We start from the raw sequence: 17317 nt of genomic DNA on the forward strand, positions 1-17317 counted from the left end.
CAAAAGAGTGTGCCTTTAACTAACTAATTTAAAATAAAAAATTAAGATTTATTTTACCGTTTAAGCGACTACGCTTAGTTTTTTATTCATCTTTGTTGCATTTGAATTCGTTTCAAACTGATTAGATGTATTATTTACACCACCTGCTTTTAGTGCTTTCTCACCTGCAAAAAATGTTTTGTGGTCATCACCTAAATCAGAACCAGCCATTCTTTGGTGTTTTACACAAGATACATTTTTTCTAATCTCTTGTCTTTGCACACCTTTTACATACGCTAACATACCTTGGTCTCCAAAATAACCTTCGGTTAAATCATTCATATGCAATGCTGTTGTATGATATGTTGGTAATGTAATTAAGTGATGAAAAATACCAGCTTCTCTTGCGCCATCCATTTGGAAGGTTTTTATTTTCTCATCTGCTCTATGGCATAATTCTGAATGATCATACTGCGCATCCATTAAATTATTTCTATCATAAGCTGTCATGTTTTCACCTTCAGCCAACATTTCATCAAATACTTGATTACGGAAATTCAACGTCCAGTTAAATGATGGTGAATTATTGTAAACCAATTTAGCATTTGGCACCACTGCTCTAATTCTATTTACCATATGCGCAATTTGCTTCACGTTTGGCGTTGGTGTTTCAATCCACAATAAGTCAGCTCCATTTTGCAAACTAGTAACACAATCTAAAACTACTCTATCAATATTAGAACCGTCTTTAAATTTATATAAACCGTTTGCTAACCTAATAGGACGTACCAATTTACCATTACGCTTTAATAATACTTCATCTTGTTTGACATCTTCAATAGCCACTTCTTCCGCATCCACAAAAGCTAAATACTGAGAGGCTAAATCTCCTGGTTCTTGACTTACGGGTAATTTTTGAGTTAAACCAGCACCTTCAGAATCTGTTCTTGCCACAATAATTCCGTCTTCTACTCCTAACTCTAAAAAAGCATAGCGTACAGCATTCAATTTTGCTATAAAATCTTCATGAGGAACGGTAACCTTTCCATCTTGATGTCCACATTGTTTAGCATCAGACACCTGATTTTCAATTTGAATAGCACAAGCACCAGCCTGAATCATTTTTTTAGCCAATAAATAGGTTGCTTCTTCATTACCAAATCCAGCATCAATATCAGCAATGATTGGAACAATATGCGTTTCAAAATTATCTATTTCATGTTGTACATCTTCGCCATTTTCTAATCTTCGGAACAAATCATTTAGCTCAATCGCATCTGCCTGACGTAAAAAATCATAAATTTCTTCAATTAAACCTGCAACAGCAGTTTTCTCGTGCATTGACTGATCTGGTAATGGTCCAAATTCTGAACGTAATGCAGCTACCATCCAACCAGAAACATACAAATAACGTTTGCTCGTTGTTTTGTGGTGTTTTTTAACAGCAATCATTTTTTGCTGCGCCACAAAACCATGCCAGCAACCTAAAGATTGTGTGTAATTTGATGAATCTGCATCATAAGCTGCCATATCTTCTCTCATAATTGCTGCTGTATATTTTGCAATATCTAAACCAGTTCTAAATTGGTTTTGAGCTACCATTCTGGCAGCACTCTCAGGTTTAATGGCATTCCATGTTTGTCCGTACTTAGCTTTAAGATTTCTTACGGTTTCTAATGCAGAACGATAGTTACTTTGTCCTAAATTTTTCATAATTTTGCTTTTGATTATTAAGTTTATTCCAAATTTTGATAATTAGTCTCGTAATCTATTCCAGTAGTTGCGAGACATTTTTTTTATATTAATTGATACGCTGAAAGGGTTAAAAACTCTTCAAATTCAGTTTGTGTTACTAACCTTTTGAATAATGAGATAGCTTCAGAAAATTTGGTGTTCTTTATTTTCCCCTCACCTACTTCTCTTATTATTTTCTCGACTTCATCATCAAATAATGCATCAAATAAGGCTTTATTAAAAACTCTTCCATCTTCTAAAATCACTTCGTTTTTTAACCATTGCCAAACTTGTGTTCTCGAAATTTCTGCTGTAGCTGCATCTTCCATTAAGTTATAAAGTGCTACTGCTCCATAACCTCTTAACCAAGCTTCGAGATATAGAATACCAACATTGATATTTTTTCTAACGCCAGCTTCTGTAATAGTTCCTTGAGGAATTTCTACTAAATCTGCTTCAGTGACCACAACATCTTCGCGCTTCTTAAAAATTTGATTTGGTGTTGGCATATATTTATCAAATTCTTTCATAGCAACTTCAACTAACGCAGGATGCGCCACCCAAGTACCATCGTGTCCGTTTTTGGCTTCGCGCTCTTTATCTACTCTTACTTTTTCTAGCGCAGCATTATTTGCTTTAGGATTGTTTTTAATAGGAATTTGTGCTGCCATTCCTCCCATGGCATGAATACCTCTTTTATGACAACGCTGAATTACCAAATTAGAATAAGCTGCCATAAACGGTGATGCCATAGTCACTTGGTCTCTGTTTGGCACTACAAAGTCTTTATGATTTCTAAACTTTTTGATGTATGAAAAAATGTAATCCCAACGCCCACAGTTTAGACCTACAATATGGTCTTTAAGTTCATAGATATATTCGTCTAATTGAAAACTTGCTGTAATAGTTTCTATTAATAAGGTCGCTTTAAAAGTTCCATATGGAATTTGCAAATAGTTTTGAGCAAATTCAAACACCTCGTTCCACCAACGCGCTTCTAAATAGTGTTCTAATTTTGGTAGATAAAAATAAGGTGCAGAATTGTTTTCCATTAAGGCAACCGTATTGTGGAATACGTATAGTCCAAAATCGAACAAGCTACCAGACATTTCTTCGCCATTTACCAAAATATGACGCTCATTTAAATGTAATCCTCTTGGTCTTACAATTAATACAGCAGTTTGGTCATTTAGTTTGTAGTGCTTGCCTCTAGCTTCGTCTAACAACTCAATAGTTTTTAAATTGGCATCAATTAAGTTTTGTTGCCCTTCTAAAGTATTTTTCCAACTTGGCGCATTACTATCTTCAAAATCTGCCATGAATGTTTTGGCTCCTGAATTGAGTGCATTAATCACCATTTTACGGTCTACAGGACCAGTAATTTCCACACGACGGTCTTTTAAATCATCTGGAATAGCAGCTGCTGTCCAATCAGATTCTCTAAGAGATTTTGTTTCTGAAGGAAAAGACGGAAAACCACCTTTATCGAAAATAAGTTGCTGTTGTTCTCTTCGTTCTAATAAAGATAAACGCGAAGCATTAAATTTTTCTTGCAATACTGTAAGAAACTCTATAGCGTCTTCAGTTAAAAGTTCTGGATAGAAATTAGTCACCTCTGGTGCAAATTTCAATTTTTGTTGTGTTGTTACTGAGATTTCCATGCTGTAGTTTTATTTGATGAAGCAATGTTACAACCAATTTTTCAAAAAAACAAGCGAACGTTCGCTAAATATATATTTTCGCTATTTATATAAGTTCGCAAATAGTGTTATATTTGTTATTATGGAACAAGATTATATTAAACTGATATTTGGATTAAAACTGAAGCAAATACGCACAGACAAAGGGCTTTCGCTTTTTGGTTTATCTAAATTGTCTGGACTTTCAAAATCGTATTTAAACGAAATTGAAAAAGGAAAAAAATATCCTAAACCAGATAAAATTGCTGCACTTTCTGAACATTTAGATGTTCCTTACGATGAAATTGTGTCTTTAAAGCTAGATAAAAACTTAGCTCCAATTGGTGAGATATTACAATCTAAGTTACTTAAAGAAATTCCTTTAGAGTTATTTGGAATTCAAGAAAGCACTATGATTGATATTATCTCTAATGCACCAGCAAAAGTAACAGCGTTTATTAGTACAATTATTGAAATTGCAAAAAACTACAACTTTAGTAAAGAGAGTTTTTATTTGGCTTCTGTACGCTCTTACCAAGAAGCCAACAATAATTACTTTGATGATTTAGAACAAGCGGTTTTAAAATTTGCAAAAACCTACCACGTTGACTTAAATCAACCTTTAAAATCTATTGAACTTGAAGAAATTTTAATTGAAGAATTCGGTTACACTATAAACTCTACGGAACTTACTTCTCATACAGAATTAGCTAATTTACGTTCTGTATATGTCCCTAAAACAAAAACACTTTTATTAGCTAGACATATAGATGATGCCCAAAAAACATTTATCTATGCTAAAGAAATTGCTTATAATTATTTAGAAATTAGCGACCGTCTTTATACATTTTCTTGGATTAAATTCGAAAATTTTGATCAAGTACTAAATAATTTTCATGCTTCTTATTTTGCAGGTGCATTAATTATACCTAGAGCCAGTTTAGTTGAAGACTTGAAAGATTTATTTTCAAAAAAATCATTTAAACCTAAAGATTTTGAGCGCATTATTAGAAATTACAATGCTTCACCAGAGTCTATTTATCAACGATTAACTAATGTTTTAACTAAAGATTTTAATCTTAAAAGCTTATTCTTTTTAAGATTTTCTCATCAAAAGGACTCAAATCATTTCAAATTAAACAAAGAATTACATTTATCAAAGCAACAGTCGCCGCATGCCAATGAAACCAATCAACATTATTGTAGACGTTGGGTTTCTCTTAAAGTATTGGAAGAAATTAGTAAAAGTAACAAACCACATGAATTTGACATACAAATCTCTAATTACCCAAATGAAGATAAAAGCTATTTAATCTTTTCTTCTGCAACGGCAGACCCTTTTGTTGCTAACAGTTATAGAAGTGTAAATATTGGTTTACAAATTAATAATCAACTTAAACGAAAAATTGCGTTTACCGAGAGTGAATCAATTTCTAAAGCTGACGTTGGAGTTACTTGCGAACGTTGTGCAATTAGTAATTGTAATGTTAGACAAGCCCAACCAACTAGCATCTTATCTGCACAAAAGGATGCAAAAATTGCTGATATTGTTAACGAGATTCAAGAAAAATTTAGCAAATAATTACGAAATAAGATTAACAATTTTAGAGTAACTAATTTCCTCAAAGCTAGAAACCACCATATTTGCTAAGGAATAATCTTGCCCAGAGGAATGCTTACTTTTAAAACCTGTACAAAAAATTCCGGCTGAATGCGCAGCTTTTATACCATTGGTAGAATCTTCTATGACCATACATTCTGATTTTTTAAAACCAGTGAATTCTGCCGCTTTTAGAAAAATTTCGGGATGTGGTTTGGATTTCTCTAAATCTGCACCACTAAATTTAGCACTGAAATATTGGTTTAAATCAAAGTAATTAAAAATTTGTTGAATTCCTGGCATTGATGCTGAAGACGCAACAACCAAAGTAACATTGTTGGCATGATAATCTTTAATTCTATCTAAAACACCATCTATTAATTGTAAATCGTCATTTTCAAAAATACTATTATAATGCTTGCGTTTTAAACTTACCAAATATTCTGGTGTTTCATTTAAAGAAAAATAATCTACTAATCGTTTGCATATATTTATAGTTGATTGCCCTGTAAAAGAGGTATATAAATCTTCTTTTACATCAATTGCAACTTCTTCAAACATTTGGTGATAGGCTTTTCTGTGCAAGGGTTCTGTATCCACAATTACACCATCCATATCAAATAAAACTGCTTTTAACATTGTATTTTTTTTTCAAAGATAAAAAAGCAAATGGCATTGCCGAAAAGAAGAACGAACAATGCCATTACCTTTATATTAAATTATGCTTAGTTTTGCATATAATTTATAATTACTATAAAATGGCCAAAAAAGGACGCGAAAAAAATACAGCAAACAAGGCTAAACACAGTAAATTAATTGCTCAGAAAAAGAATAGAATTAAATCTAAATCTGAAGAACGAAAGGCAAAACTGAAAGCCATTATTGAATTAGCTAAAACCAGAAAAGCCAATGCGTCTTAAAAGCTATAAAACATTATCTATAATATTTTGAACAACTTCAGGATTTAACAACGTGCTTGTATCTCCCAAATTACTTGTATCATTACTCGCAATTTTTCTAAGAATACGACGCATAATTTTTCCACTTCGTGTTTTTGGTAAGGCATCTGTAAATTGAATTTTATCTAACTTAGCAATTGGCCCTATTTGTTCTGTAATGATTTGATTAATTTCTTTTCTTAGATTATCATGATTTCTGTATTCACCTGTTTCTTTTAGACTTACATAACCATATAATGCGTTTCCTTTAACATCGTGTGGGAAACCAACAATTGCACTTTCTGAAACTGCTGGATGCTCGTTAATAGCATCTTCTATTGGTGCAGTACCAAGGTTATGACCAGATACAATAATAACATCGTCTACTCTACCTGTAATTCTGTAATAACCAACCTCATCTCTTAAAGCGCCATCTCCTGTAAAGTATTTATCCTTGTATGCCGAAAAGTATGTATCCTTATAACGTTGATGATTTCCCCATATGGTTCTCGCCATACTTGGCCAAGGAAATTTAATACACAAACGTCCATCTACCTGATTTCCTTTAATTTCTTTACCATTTTCATCCATTAAAGCTGGTTGAATACCAATAAAAGGTAGTGTTGCATAGGTTGGTTTAGTTGGTGTTGCAAAAGCGATTGGCGTAATCATAATACCGCCTGTTTCTGTTTGCCACCACGTATCTACAATTGGTGCTTTTTTCTTGCCTACGTTATCATCATACCAGTGCCACGCTTCCTCGTTTATTGGCTCTCCTACTGTTCCTAATACTTTGATTGAGGATAAATCGTGTTTTTCTAAATGGTCAACACCTTCTTTAGCTAATGCTCTAATTGCTGTTGGAGCTGTGTAAAACTGATTTACCTTGTGTTTTTCTACAATTTCCCAGAAGCGCCCAAAATCTGGATAACTTGGTACACCTTCAAACATTACAGTTGTTGCTCCATTACACAATGGCCCGTAAACAATATAACTGTGACCTGTAATCCACCCAATATCTGCTGTACACCAATACACATCTTCTTCTCTATACTGAAATACATTTTTAAACGTATAAGCTGAATACACCATATAACCACCAGTGGTATGAACCATTCCTTTAGGTTTACCTGTAGAACCAGATGTATAGAGAATAAACAAAGGATCTTCTGCATTCATTATTTCTGGGTCGCAATCATGATAAGCTTCATTTAATAAAGGTTGTAACCAATAATCACGGCCATCTTTCATGTTTATTTCTGAATTAATTCTGTTAACAACTAAGACATTATTTACACCATCACATTCTTCTAAAGCTTCATCTACTATACCTTTTAAGTCTATTGTTTTTGCACCACGATATGAACCATCTGAAGTTATTACCATTTTACAATCACTATCATTAATTCTTGTTGCTAATGCTGTTGATGAAAAACCAGCAAATACCACAGAATGTATTGCTCCAATTCGTGCACATGCTAATAGAGAAATTGCTAATTCAGGAATCATTGGTAAATAAATACAAACGCGATCTCCTTTTTTAACACCCTTTTCTTTTAAAACGTTAGCAAATTGACACATACGCTCGTGTAATTCTCTGTATGTAATATGTTCTGATTCATCTTCTGGATTATTAGGTTCAAAAATAATTGCTGTTTTGTCACCTCTTGTGTACAAATGCCTATCTATACAGTTTTCTGTAATATTAAGTTTTGCACCTTCAAACCATTTTACTTCTGGTTTTTCAAAATCCCAACTTAGCACATTGTCCCATTTTTTTCGCCACATAAAATGTTCTTCAGCAATTTCTTCCCAAAAATTTTCAGGATTTCGGACAGACTTACGATAGACTTGATAATATTCTTCTAAGTGTTTTATGTGATAATTACTCATAATGTTGTTGTTTATTTTTATTAGTTATTCATCAAATTAGTTGATTGTAGATAGTTTTATTTATTAATATTTAGTAATTTTTTTTAGTACTTAATTATGTATTAAAGCATTCTTATAATGTCTGGTTATTACATATACCAGGCAGAATCTGCAATTCATTTAATATAAAAAAAAAGATGCTGAATGGCTTTACTTTTTTAAGATTTAAGTAAGCCAAACCAATTAGGATTAAGCACTTTAAGTTTTACCAACGCCCAAATTATCACTACAAAGCAAACTCCCATAACTATAGAAAGCATTGGGCTAACATCTGCCGTATTTTCAAATTTAAACCTTAGGTATAAAGTAGCAATAACATAGATACTAATAATAATATCTGATGCTAAAGGATTTATTTGAAATTTCATGTCATTAAACTTTTAATTAAACTTGTTTGTTTGCATACAAAACCAATTTATTAAAAGTCTTAGTTGACTATATCTATTCTGTAAGTTCCAAAATTTCTGAAACTATTTTTTTTACTGAAAAAGGTTTTGTTAAATACTTATCTGCTCCGAGTTTTAAACCCTTTTCAATATCTGAAGCTTTATTTTTAGCTGTTAAAAAAACAACTTTAGTATGTTTTAAATTCTCTGTGTTTTTAATATGTTTTAAAGTTTGATAACCATCTACATTTGGCATCATAATATCTAATAAAACTACACTTGGTGTTTGATGTTTTAATATCTCTAAAGCCTCACTTCCATCTCTTGCAATGAATACTTCAAAATTTTGTTTTTTGAAAGTATATTCTAATGACATTACAATATTTGGTTCGTCATCTACAATTAAAATTTTCTTCTTCATACTTTATGAGAACAATTTACTTAAATGGTATCGTAAAAACAAGTGAGGCACCAATTTTAACGTCTTTTTTTGCCCAAATTTTACCGTTATGTTTTTCTACTATTTGCTTGGTAATAGCTAAACCCAATCCACTTCCTTGTGGTTTTCTAGTGTTTTGGTCTTTAGACTGGTAAAATTTATCAAAAATATAATCATAATCTTCTTCAGGAATCCCTTTACCATTGTCCGTTACAGATATTTCAACTGTTTCATTTCCTAATTTATAATCTACTATAATTTTTCCAGATTTAGGGCTACAAAACTTGATAGCATTTGAGAGTAAATTAGTTAAAACTTGAAGTATGCGGTCTTCATCATAATTGGTGCTAAAACTATGTGTGTTATTATTTGTTATGGTGACCTCTTTTCTAGCGGCTATTTGAGAAATACTAGAAATTGCTTTTACAATTGTTTCTTGAATATCTTTGTATTGTATATCTAAATGTAAACGACCTGTTTCTAATTTTTCAAAATCTAAAATATTATTAATTAAGCGTCCTAAACGGTCTGAATCTTGAAGGATATTTTTTAAAAATTGTGTCTTAGTTTCCTTAGGCATATCATCGTTGTCATCCATCAATAATTCTGTAGCTGCTCGGATACCAGTAATTGGTGTTTTAAGCTCGTGGGCAACGGTATCTAAAAACTCATCCTTTTGTCGGTCTTTGCTAATTAATTCTTTATTAGCATCCTTTAATTTTGAAGATAATTGAGACAATTCATTAGATTTTTCGAGCAAAACTTTATTACTCACTATATTTTCTTTGGATTCTTCTAAAATCTTTAGCACTTCAACCAAACTAATTTGCTCTTCCTTTACAACGCTGGCTATTAAAATTTTTGCAGAAGCAGAACCTATACTTCCTGTTAAGAGTTTTTCGGAAAAATTAATTAATCGCGCATCAGCTAATTGTGTGTCTTTGGGTAATTTGTATTTAGTAAAGAAAATATTTAATGCTCTAGTTGCTCTTTTCTCACCTAAAAATCTAATGAGTACATTTTTAATATCAGAAACATAAGCTTCCCCTTTCCATACTAATGCACTATCTTGAAGCGTTGTAAAATTCTTACTATCTACAAACATTTCTGCATAATTTCGTTCTCTATAATTTCCCTTTGATGTTAATGAAAACGTTAAATAACACAAAAGATTAAAAGTCATACTCCAGAAAAATGCATGTGCAGGAGGACTCAAAAAATCAATACCAAATAAAGCATAGGGTTTTAAATTAGAAATACCCATTAAACCATATTGTGTAAAATCATCGGTACCTGTATATGCTGCAATAGTAAATGGAAGTACCAATGTGTAAACCGAAACAAAAAAACCTACTATAATGCCAATTATTGCTGCCTTTGCTGAACCTCTATTCCAATACAAACCGACAAAAAAAGAAGGCGCGAGTTGTGCTATAATAACAAAAGAAATTAAGCCTATAGAATATAGAGACAGTTCTTTTGAAAAAGACACATAAAAGAAATAGGCTGTAATTATGATTATAAAAATAGAAATACGTCTAATATTCTTAATATACTTAGAGTTACGCTCTGGTTGATTTTTTATAAACTTATCTAAAAAACCATAAGGTATTATTAGATTATTACTCACCATAGTAGACAAAGCTAAAGTTGAGACAACCACCATTGATATAACTGCTGAAAATCCACCTAAAAAAACAAGAGTAGCTAAAAACAAATTGCCATTTTTTAAAGGTAGTAACAAGGTAAAATATTCTGCATTAATAGAGCTACCAAAAGTTAATTTCCCTGCCCAAGCTATAAATACAACAAAAATATTGAACAACAATAAATACAAAGGAAACAACCAAATTGCCTTTTTTAAATGCTTCTCTCTATTATTTTCTAAAACCGAAACTTGGAATTGCCTTGGCAATAAAAATATGGCCATTGCTGACAAAGCTATCATAAAAGACCAATTAAAGCCGTCTTCTAATTCTCCTATCCTTATGAGTGAACTAAAATTTTCTGCTGAAGCTATTTTATTGTAAATATCGGTAGTACCATCGAATAAGTAAAAGCTAATATATATGCCAATAACGAGAAAGAATACCAATTTTAAAATAGACTCAAAAGCTACAGTTGCTATTATTCCTTTATGTTTTTCTGAAGCATCTGCATTCTGAGTTCCAAAAAATGCTGCAAAAATAGCTAATATTAAAGCCACATAAAAAGTAGAATCATCAAAGACAGTGGTAGAAATATAGCTGGTCTCATCAGACATAATTTCAAAAGTTTCAGAAACAGCTTTTAGCTGTAAGGAAATGTATGGCAAGGTTCCAAAAAGACAAACAATAGTCACTAAAGCACCTAACAACCTACTATTTCCGTATCGTAAGGAGATAAAATCTGCGATAGAAGAAATTTTATGCTGTTTAGAAATTCTTATTATTTTTCTTAAAACCACAATCCAAAGTGGTGCAACAATTACAGGCCCTAAGTAAATTGGCAAAAAATCTATACCAGAATTAGCCGCAATACCCACACTGCCATAATACGTCCAAGCAGAACAATAAACAGCTAATGATAGTGTATACACATAAGGATTATTAACCCACTTACTTTGCTTCTTTTTTTCAGCTATGAAAGCTATGTAAAATAACACAGCCAAATAAACAATAATAACAAGAACTAATGCGTAGTTATTCATAGTGTCGTTTTAATACTACATATGAAACAACTACCGATACTAACCAAAGCGAAAATATTGAAAAATAAAACACAGGAACACCAAAAATGACATCTTCATTATTAAAAATTAATACTAATGGAATATTAAAAATTAACAGTAGCGCAATTGATAAAACTACCAATTTTTGTTCGTGCCTTTTTTTCATATACTGTATATACTAAATAAGATTTAACTCTTCTTTAAAATCACTAAATCTATAAATTTGCAATTATTCTACTAATATAAGAAATCAGCACTACATGAGTAATGCTGATTTTTAACTCACAATATTGAGTTAGAATCATAATAAGACGAACTCTAATTTAATGAGTTGAAGCTTCACCTGCTCCAGATGGTATTCTTATACTTTCCACCATATCTTGAACATTTTGAGGAGGTGCTGATGTTAATCTAGACACTACTACCGAAATTACAATGTTAACGCACATTGCAATGGTACCAAATCCTTCTGGAGAGGTGCCAAACCACCAATCTTCACTGGTACCACCTCCAAACATGTTTAGTTTAAACTTCATCATGTAGAATAACATTAAAACAATACCTACAACCATACCTGAGATTGCTCCTTGACTGTTCATTCGCTTATCAAAAATTCCTAAAATAATAGCAGGAAAGAATGAGGCGGCAGCGAGACCAAATGCCAAGGCGACGACTGCGGCGACAAATCCTGGTGGATTAATACCAAAGTATCCTGCGATTAAAATTGCTACAAAAATTGAAATTCTTGCTGCTGTTAATTCGCCTTTATCAGAAATGTCTGGCTTTAATTGTTTCTTAATTAAATCGTGAGAAATTGATGTAGAAATTACTAAAAGTAATCCTGCTGCTGTTGATAAAGCTGCTGCTAAACCACCTGCTGCTACAAGAGCAATCACCCAATTTGGAAGATTTGCAATTTCTGGATTAGCTAATACCATAATATCTCTATCAACATATAGTTCATTCTTTGCTTCACTTGCATTAGAAATCATTCGTTCACCATTTAAACCTCTAGCATCTGTATAAATAGGCTTTTTGCCGTCTAAAGCATTCCCTTTAACATATTGAATTTTTCCGTCGCCATTTTTATCAGACCAAGCAATTAACCCAGTATTCTCCCAATTTTTAAACCAAACCGGAATATCAGAATATTGTTGATTGCTGACTGTTTCAATTAAATTAGTTCTAGAAAATACTGCGATTGCAGGTGCTGTGGTATATAAAATTGCAATTAAAAATAAAGCATAACCTGCAGATTTACGGGCATCTTTCACTTTAGGCACTGTAAAGAAACGCACAATTACGTGAGGTAATCCTGCTGTACCTGTCATTAATGCTAAAGTAATGGCGAATACATCCCAAGTAGATTTTGTTCCACTTGTATATTCATTAAAGCCTAATTCTGTATGAAGTTTATCTAATTTATCTAAGAGAAATTCACCACCTTCAACAGTTCCTCCCATGCCTATTTGCGGAATAATATTTCCTGTCATTTGCATAGAAATGAAAAATGCAGGCACCATAAATGCAAAGATTAAAACACAGTATTGTGCCACTTGCGTATAGGTGATACCTTTCATACCTCCTAATAATGCAAAGGTTAAAACTACTGTCATTCCTATAATAACACCTATATTAATATCTACTTGTAAGAATTGAGAAAACACAATCCCAACACCACGCATTTGACCTGCAACATAGGTAAATGAAACAATTAAAGCACAAATTACAGCTACTGTTCTTGCCGTGTTTGAGTAATATCTATCTCCAATAAAATCTGGTACTGTAAATTTCCCAAACTTCCGTAAATATGGCGCAAGTAATAATGCTAAAAGCACATAGCCACCTGTCCAACCCATTAAATAAACAGAGCCATCATAACCTGCAAAGGAAATAATACCTGCCATACTAATAAAGGAAGCCGCACTCATCCAATCGGCAGCAGTTGCCATACCATTTGCTAATGGAGAAACGCCTCCACCTGCAACATAAAATTCTTTAGTTGAGCCTGCTCTGGCCCAAATTGCTATTCCGAAATATAGGGCAAATGTAACCCCAACTAATATCCAAGTCCACGTTTGTACGCTCATAATCTTTTTGTTTTTAAGTTAGTTAAGGATTACTCGTCGTAACCATATTTTTTATCTAGTCTGTTCATAATTCTTACATAAACGAATATTAGAATTACGAATACATATATGGATCCTTGTTGTGCAAACCAAAATCCTAGTTTAAAGCCTCCTAGTTTAAATTCATTTAATGCTTCTTTAAATAATATGCCACACCCAAAGGATACTACAAACCATATAGTTAATAGAATAACCAAATACTTTAAATTTTCTTTCCAGTACGCCGTTGCGTTTTGTTGTTTTTCACTCATCGTTATTCGTTTTTATAGATAAATCATAGCCTGAAGCGAAATAGTATTTGCATCTAAAGCACCAAACTGTTGATTTTTATATTCTAAAGTTAATTTTGAATTATGTCCACTCATATAAGCATTTACACCTACACCTAAAGTAGTTCTATCATCACTTACAGCATCATAACTATGAGTTCCATAACTGATGTATGGTTGATATCTTGTTTTGGCAGCATCACCTTTTAAAACATAACCAACATGACCGTAAATCATGCTTCCTGTACCGTAAGCACTGTAGAGATAGTTCTTACCGTAATCGTTATTTTGAAATACTGCGTATGCTGTAAGCGCACTTCCATTCTCTCCAATTGGAGCATCATAAAAAGCATCGACTGCAAAAATTGAGACATCTTCGCCCTCTAAATTGGGTGACAAAGCAGTACCTGTATCTATAACGGAACCTTTTGGATGCAGAAAGAAACCTGCACCAATATTAAAGACTTTTTTTCCTCCAAGATAAGAACCTACTTTATATGGTAAAAAGTTTGACTCTTGATCAAGGAAATGATAATCGAAATAACCTGCATAAGTTTTACCTGCATCTTTAGAACCTAGGTTTAAACGTCCATTATACACAGCATCTCCTCCTGCTGTTGCTGTTCTAGAATCTAATGTAGAAGAAGCAGCATCATTAATTGCCACGCGATATTGTAGCTTATCAAATTTTCCTTTTAAAAATACACCTAAATGACGAGCAAACTGATCAGACAAACCTATTGTTGCCCATGATTGTCGATTATTATCTAAGGTCATCATGTTTAAAGTACTCTGATTATTTAATCTAGAGATACCATTAAAATAATGAAGCCCTCCACCAATAGTGTGGTCTTTACCTAAATTATATTGCGCCCAAACATCATGAAAAAAAAGTTGCGACCCTTCTCCTGTACCTGTAGGACTTAACGTAGTACTTGTTAAACTATTTAATCCAAAATGTGTTAAGATTAAAAAGTCTTTGTTGATTTGCGCAAACATTAAAACTCTTGCACGACGTAAATTGAAACTTAATTTACTGTTTTCATTTCCGTTTGAATCGAAAGAATCATCTGTATTATAATTGGCTTGTACTTGTGCCCAAGAAATAAGCCGAAGATATTTAGAGCCATCTTCGTTAAATTTAAACTTAAGACCACCAGAGTAATCTGGTGAGCCTTGAGCCTTCAATAATTGAAAGGATACTAAAAGAAGTCCAATCAATATAAAGTGTTGTTTTCTCATTGTTTAAAAATTTAGTTAGTTATAAATTGGTTTTGTATGCACCACTAAATTCTATAAAACAATCAGTTAAAATAAACTTAATATATTTTATTGTTAATTTACTATACTAATCTTTAAAACGCTCCCATTTAATTAACATAAACTTATCGCCCAACTCAGTAACAATAACGCCTGCTCCCTTAATATTATTTGCTTCGCTAAAATACAATCCAAGCTCTGTTGCGTTGAGTATTTTGTAGGTTGGATGATAGTTTGAATTATAAGGCCTTTTAATATTATACTTTTTCACCCAATTCATAATACTAACATGAGAAACTCCTAGAATACGTTCAATCTCTCGATAGGTTAATCCTTCTAAATACAGCTGAAGTGATTTATTAACATAGTAATCATCTATTTGCTTTCCTATTTTATTCACAGAAAAAAAATAATTACACTTTTTACACTTATAGCGCTGTCTACCATTAACTACACCACTCTTAATGTAGTGGTCAGACCCGCAATTTGGACAACAATCAATATTCATATATACTTATTTAGCATAAATATACCAAATTAGCAATAAAAAATATAGACAATTGTTAAAAAAGTGAATATCTATTAAAATATTCGCCAAATAATAAATAATTACACTAATTTTTATACCTATACAAAGAATAATTAAAATACCCTTTTAAGGCAAACTAGTAGTTATTAAAGACAATTAGAAAGACATTACCATTACTTTAAGAAGCGGAGAGATTGTATTGACGAAAATATACAGATTAAAAAAACTACCACTAGTCTATAAAGTCTTTAAATTTTTAACGTAACGCTTTAATTCCACAATTACTTTTGGTGCTAGAATTATCGTTGCTAACATTGTTGGTATGGCCATAAACGCAAATACGCCATCAATAAGATTTATCATCATACTTAAACTTGTAGTTGCTCCTATTAAAATACTTAAAATATAAAAGTAATTATAGAAATGTTTTTTATCTGCTCCAAAAAGAAAAGACATACATTTAGTTCCGTAATACGAATAGGAGAATAAAGAACTCAAACTAAAAACAGATATACAAATAAGTAGTAAATATTTACCAAAAGTAGGCATTACACTACCAAAAGCAGCAGCCGTTAAGCTAACACCATTATCTGAGGTTGACTCCCAAACACCAGTTACTAAAATTGCTAAAGCAGTAAGTGTGCAAACAATTAATGTATCTATAGCAGGTCCAAGCATTGCTACTAAACCTTCTCTTATTGGCTCGTCTGTTTTGGCTGCTCCATGCGCCATAGGTGCCGTACCTATACCTGCTTCATTAGAAAATGCGCCTCGCTTTATCCCATGGAGAATTAGCGCTCCTAAAACTCCTCCTAAAAATGTGTCGTCTTTTGGATAATAATTAGCGGCAAAAGCATCTGTAAAAATGAGTTTTAAATAATATACTAAGACATCGCTATGCGTTACAAGAATTATTATCACCAACACAAAATACAACGCTACCATACTTGGCACTAAACGAGAAGCAACGTTCCCTATTCGTTTAATACCTCCTAAAATAACCATACCTGTTATAAACACTAAGATTACACCAATTGTAAGATTAGTATACAGCCCAACTTCTACGCCATTAGGAACTAATAAAATATCATTTAAAGCTTGTGTTAGTTGATTAACATTAAATACTGGTAATGCTCCAATGAGACCACAGAGGCTAAAAAACATAGCTAATGGTTTCCAAGATTTCCCTAAGCCCTCTATGATAAAATACATTGGTCCACCTTGTATTTCTCCATTAGTATCTTTACCTCTGTACATTATAGCTAAAGATGAAGTGAAAAATTTTGTAGACATACCAACTATAGCACTCATCCACATCCAAAATACAGCGCCTGGCCCACCTACTGCTATAGCCACAGCAACACCTGCAATATTTCCCATACCTACTGTTGCCGATAAAGCTGTTGTTAATGCCTGAAAATGAGAAATCTCACCAGGATCATTTGGATCATCATATTTGCCTCTTAACACATTAATGGCGTGACCAAGGTATCTAAATGGCAAAAAATGAGAACGAATTAATAAATAAAGTCCACCTCCTATTAACAATATAAGTAACGGCAGTCCCCAAGCTAATGAGGAAAAATCACTGAGTAATTGGTTTAAAAATTCCATAGACGTTAAAATTAGTAAACCGTTTTAATTAACAGCATTGTTTTCATATTAATTATGAATATTTGACTAGTCGATATATTATATAAAAATAGCTTAATACGCTATATTTGTAAAAGCTC

Annotated in this window: 15 protein-coding genes; 2 read left to right on the forward strand and 13 right to left on the reverse strand. The window is 32.4% G+C overall.

Annotated features, from left to right (window positions below; translation table 11 throughout):
- Positions 1-60 precede the first annotated feature (60 nt).
- Both GN138_RS02680 and aceB read right to left on the reverse strand, forming a co-directional pair.
- On the reverse strand, positions 61-1692 hold the full coding sequence (locus GN138_RS02680) for an isocitrate lyase (protein WP_157361866.1): 1632 nt from the start codon (positions 1690-1692) through the stop codon (positions 61-63).
- A gap of 83 nt (positions 1693-1775) precedes the next feature.
- Positions 1776-3374: a malate synthase A gene (gene aceB, locus GN138_RS02685; RefSeq protein ID WP_157361868.1), complete on the reverse strand. Its 1599-nt coding sequence runs from the start codon at positions 3372-3374 to the stop codon at positions 1776-1778.
- Between the two features lie 121 nt (positions 3375-3495).
- Here aceB and GN138_RS02690 point away from each other — a divergent pair, with 121 nt between their 5' ends.
- Positions 3496-4974 (forward strand): helix-turn-helix domain-containing protein, encoded by a 1479-nt coding sequence (locus GN138_RS02690; RefSeq protein ID WP_157361870.1) that lies wholly within the window; start codon positions 3496-3498, stop codon positions 4972-4974.
- On the opposite strand, the gene GN138_RS02695 is transcribed toward GN138_RS02690, so the two are convergent.
- Positions 4975-5631: an HAD family hydrolase gene (locus GN138_RS02695; protein WP_157361872.1), complete on the reverse strand. Its 657-nt coding sequence runs from the start codon at positions 5629-5631 to the stop codon at positions 4975-4977.
- Between the two features lie 119 nt (positions 5632-5750).
- Here GN138_RS02695 and GN138_RS15985 point away from each other — a divergent pair, with 119 nt between their 5' ends.
- The gene (locus GN138_RS15985; protein ID WP_197429302.1) at positions 5751-5912 is read left to right on the forward strand and encodes a hypothetical protein; all 162 of its coding nucleotides are present in this window, start codon (positions 5751-5753) and stop codon (positions 5910-5912) included.
- Between the two features lie 3 nt (positions 5913-5915).
- Here GN138_RS15985 and acs read toward each other — a convergent pair whose 3' ends face one another.
- From acs to GN138_RS02745, 10 genes are all read right to left on the reverse strand, one after another.
- On the reverse strand, positions 5916-7838 hold the full coding sequence (gene acs, locus GN138_RS02700) for an acetate--CoA ligase (protein WP_317162704.1): 1923 nt from the start codon (positions 7836-7838) through the stop codon (positions 5916-5918).
- Positions 7839-8020: 182 nt separating this feature from the next.
- Entirely contained in the window at positions 8021-8230 is a 210-nt protein-coding gene (locus GN138_RS02705; RefSeq protein WP_157361876.1) for a hypothetical protein, read from the reverse strand.
- A 73-nt stretch (positions 8231-8303) separates the two neighbouring features.
- A complete protein-coding gene (locus GN138_RS02710; RefSeq protein ID WP_157361878.1) occupies positions 8304-8669 on the reverse strand; it encodes a response regulator transcription factor in 366 nt (121 codons plus the stop codon).
- A gap of 16 nt (positions 8670-8685) precedes the next feature.
- Positions 8686-11376, reverse strand: a complete 2691-nt coding sequence (locus tag GN138_RS02715) for a sensor histidine kinase (protein WP_157361879.1) — start codon at positions 11374-11376, stop codon at positions 8686-8688.
- Entirely contained in the window at positions 11369-11563 is a 195-nt protein-coding gene (locus GN138_RS02720) for a hypothetical protein (protein WP_157361881.1), read from the reverse strand. Before GN138_RS02720 ends, GN138_RS02715 begins: the two co-directional genes overlap by 8 nt.
- Positions 11564-11720: 157 nt before the next feature.
- Positions 11721-13487 carry a sodium:solute symporter family protein gene (locus GN138_RS02725; RefSeq protein ID WP_157361883.1) on the reverse strand — a complete coding sequence of 589 codons (1767 nt, stop codon included), beginning with the start codon at positions 13485-13487 and terminating at the stop codon, positions 11721-11723.
- A 29-nt stretch (positions 13488-13516) separates the two neighbouring features.
- Positions 13517-13777: a DUF4212 domain-containing protein gene (locus tag GN138_RS02730; RefSeq protein WP_157361885.1), complete on the reverse strand. Its 261-nt coding sequence runs from the start codon at positions 13775-13777 to the stop codon at positions 13517-13519.
- A gap of 12 nt (positions 13778-13789) precedes the next feature.
- Positions 13790-15037 (reverse strand): hypothetical protein, encoded by a 1248-nt coding sequence (locus tag GN138_RS02735; RefSeq protein WP_157361887.1) that lies wholly within the window; start codon positions 15035-15037, stop codon positions 13790-13792.
- Positions 15038-15143: 106 nt separating this feature from the next.
- On the reverse strand, positions 15144-15563 hold the full coding sequence (locus tag GN138_RS02740; protein ID WP_157361889.1) for an IS1/IS1595 family N-terminal zinc-binding domain-containing protein: 420 nt from the start codon (positions 15561-15563) through the stop codon (positions 15144-15146).
- Between the two features lie 258 nt (positions 15564-15821).
- Positions 15822-17198 (reverse strand): alanine/glycine:cation symporter family protein, encoded by a 1377-nt coding sequence (locus GN138_RS02745; RefSeq protein WP_157361891.1) that lies wholly within the window; start codon positions 17196-17198, stop codon positions 15822-15824.
- Positions 17199-17317 lie beyond the last annotated feature (119 nt).

Source organism: Winogradskyella endarachnes, from assembly GCF_009741275.1.
GTDB classification, from domain to species: Bacteria; Bacteroidota; Bacteroidia; order Flavobacteriales; family Flavobacteriaceae; genus Winogradskyella; species Winogradskyella endarachnes.